The organism is Streptosporangium minutum (assembly GCF_002149035.1).
In the GTDB taxonomy this organism is placed as follows: Bacteria; Actinomycetota; Actinomycetes; order Streptosporangiales; family Streptosporangiaceae; genus Streptosporangium; species Streptosporangium minutum.
The window spans coordinates 1-2,509 of record NZ_NGFP01000467.1 but is presented as its reverse complement, the minus strand read 5'-3'; the positions used below and the strand labels follow the sequence as shown (position 1 = coordinate 2,509).

Annotated in this window: 2 protein-coding genes and 1 pseudogene; all 3 read right to left on the bottom strand. The window is 74.0% G+C overall.

Going from position 1 to position 2,509, the window contains the following annotated elements:
• Positions 1–223 (bottom strand): annotated as a pseudogene (locus CA984_RS43660) (o-succinylbenzoate synthase); the annotation flags it as partial.
• Positions 224–402: 179 nt separating this feature from the next.
• Positions 403–1,224 (bottom strand): GNAT family N-acetyltransferase, encoded by an 822-nt coding sequence (locus CA984_RS43655; protein WP_086579124.1) that lies wholly within the window; start codon positions 1,222–1,224, stop codon positions 403–405.
• Complete coding sequence (locus CA984_RS43650) at positions 1,221–2,447, bottom strand: M20 family metallopeptidase (protein WP_086579123.1); 1,227 nt, start codon at positions 2,445–2,447, stop codon at positions 1,221–1,223. The genes CA984_RS43655 and CA984_RS43650 overlap by 4 nt, the downstream gene beginning before the upstream one ends.
• Positions 2,448–2,509: the final 62 nt, after the last annotated feature.

The following is a 2,509-nucleotide window of genomic DNA, read 5'->3' as shown; positions in this document are numbered from 1 at the left end:
GGGCGGGGATGAGGAAGCGGCGCAGTACGTCGGTGGCGCCGTCGACGTATTCGGGGGAGTAGAGCGGGTCGCTCATGGCCACGCACTCGGCCCAGCCCTCGGCGTCGGGGGTGACGACGCGCAGGAGCAGGATGTCGCGTTCGGTCTCGGTGCCGAACGAGGTGCGGAAGGGGGCGACCAGCGGCATCGCGATCCGCCGCAGTTCGATTCCAGTGATCTTCATGATGGTGGGCGGCTTCCGCCCGTCTCCCTCCGATAGTGCCGCCGGTCAGGCGGCCCGTACAGGTTGTCGCGCGGCTCGCGCCGCGTCCTTCCGAGCGCTCCGCAGGCAGGGCGGCCCGCTCGAGGTGGTCTCACGGTCCGTGCCGGGCCTTTCGCCGCGGGCTTCGCCGATGAAGCCGATCAGGCGGTCCGTTCCACGATGTAGTGGCCCTGGCCGGTGAACCCGGTCACGCGGGCCCCTTCCCGCATCAGTGCGCCGAGCACGTCGCGTAGGGCGTGGCGCCATGCCCTGGCCGCGCCGGGGTCGGCGCGGCGCAGTGTCTCGATGTCGGCGGGGACGGCGACCAGGAGCGTGCGGGCGTCGGTGGGGCCGGTGAGCGGGCGGCCGTCGCGTTCGGCCAGGGCGGTGACCGCCTGCGGTGGGGTCGGCGGCCGGTGCGGCTCGCCTTGTACGGCGGCCAGCACCCGTGGCTGTGACAGCCGCCAGACGGCGAGCATCCGGTCGGACTCGTCGCCGGTGTTGATCGCGTCTGCCATGGGGCCGTAGAAGGACGGCAGGTACTCCTCGGGCAGCGCGCCGAGTTTGACCAGGTTGAAGTGGGCATTGCGCCGTACCAGGGGGTCGTAGGTCCAGGTGATGCGCTCCAGGCCGCGCTCCAGCGCCCAGGCGCGCTGGTGCAGTTTGAGGGCGAAGCCGATCCCGCGTCCGGTGGCGGCGCCGGTGACGTGGGAGTGCAGCACCCGCCCGACCGGCGCCGCCAGGAAACCGACCGACGCGCCGACCAGGCGGTCGCCCCGGTAGGCCCCGGCCACGTAGTTGCCCGCGTGTGACAGCGCCCGCATGAGCTCGACGGTGATGGGCGCGCTGCCCGGGGCGGGGTGCCAGATGTCGTCGAACAGCCGGAAGACCTCCTTCAGTTCCTCGATGGAGTGCAGTTCGCGCAGCTCCACGCCGTTCACCCGGGCACCGCCCGGAGCGGGCCGATCAGGGGTGCCGCTCATTCGAGCACCGCCCGGATCAGGCCGGTCAGCAGCGCCGTACGGTCGGGCATCTCGGCCACGACCACGTGCTCGCTGACGGCATGGGCGCCGCCGCCCACCGCGCCGAGCCCGTCGAGGGTAGGGCAGCCGGCGCCGGCGGTGTAGTTGCCGTCGGAGGCTCCGCCCACGCCGACGCCGGAGAGGGGGGCGAGTCCGAGGCCGGCGGCGATCCGCTGGGCGAGGGCGAACAGCTCGGCCGAGGAGGTCTCCTCCAGGGGAGGGCGGTTCGGCCCGCCGCTCACCTCCAGCCGGGTCCCCGGGATCCGGGGGGACAGGGCCCTCATCAGCTCGTCCACCCGCTCCTGTGCCGCGAGGGTGGGCACCCGCACGTCCACCGCCACGCGGGCCAGCGCGGGCACGGTGTTGGTCGTGGTCCCCGCCGACAGCACCGTGGGCGTGACGGTGGCCGGGCCCAGGCTGCCCGCTCCGCCGGGCGCCGTCGCGGCGGACGACGTCCCCGGTGTCGCGGAGCCCGGCCGCAGGGCAGGGAGGACGGCCGGTCCGCCCGCCGGGGCGGCTGACGTCTCCGCCGTCACGCCCGGACGGCCACCGTTCACCTGGCCGGCGATCTCGCTGAGCGCGAGGATCTGGTGGGCCAGCTCGATGGCGGCGTTCGCCCCCTTCTCGGGCTCCAGGCCCGCGTGCGCGGCCCTGCCGTGGACGGTGACCGCGTAGTCGGAGGTGCCCTTGCGGGCGGTCTTGAGCGCTCCGCCGTCGGCGCTCGCCTCCAGCACGAACGCGGCCGCGCAGCCGCGCGCCGACTCCTCGATCAGCGCGCGTGAGGACAGCGAGCCGACCTCCTCGTCCCCGGTGACCAGCACGCACACCCCCTCCGGCGACGGCAGCGCGGCCAGCGCGTGGAAGGCCTGCACCAGCCCGGCCTTCATGTCGAACACGCCGGGCCCGCGGGCGATCCCGTCCACCAGCGACCAGGGGTGGTCGGCCAGCGTCCCGATCGGCCAGACGGTGTCGTGGTGGCCGACCAGCAGGACCCGGGGCGTGCCGAAGGTCCACCGCAGGTGGGTGACCCCGTCGATCACGATCGTCTCGGGGCGCGCGCCGAGCCTCCTGAACCCCTGGTCGGCGACCACCCGGGCGCTGCGGGCCACCGCCTCGTGGTCGGCGGAGAACGACTCGCACGAGACGAGCTCCTCCAGGTCCTCAAGCATCAGGCGCAGATTCATGCCGGCCTGCCCAGCTCGGCGCGGAACAGCCGCAGGACGTTGCCACCGAGGATCTTGACGAT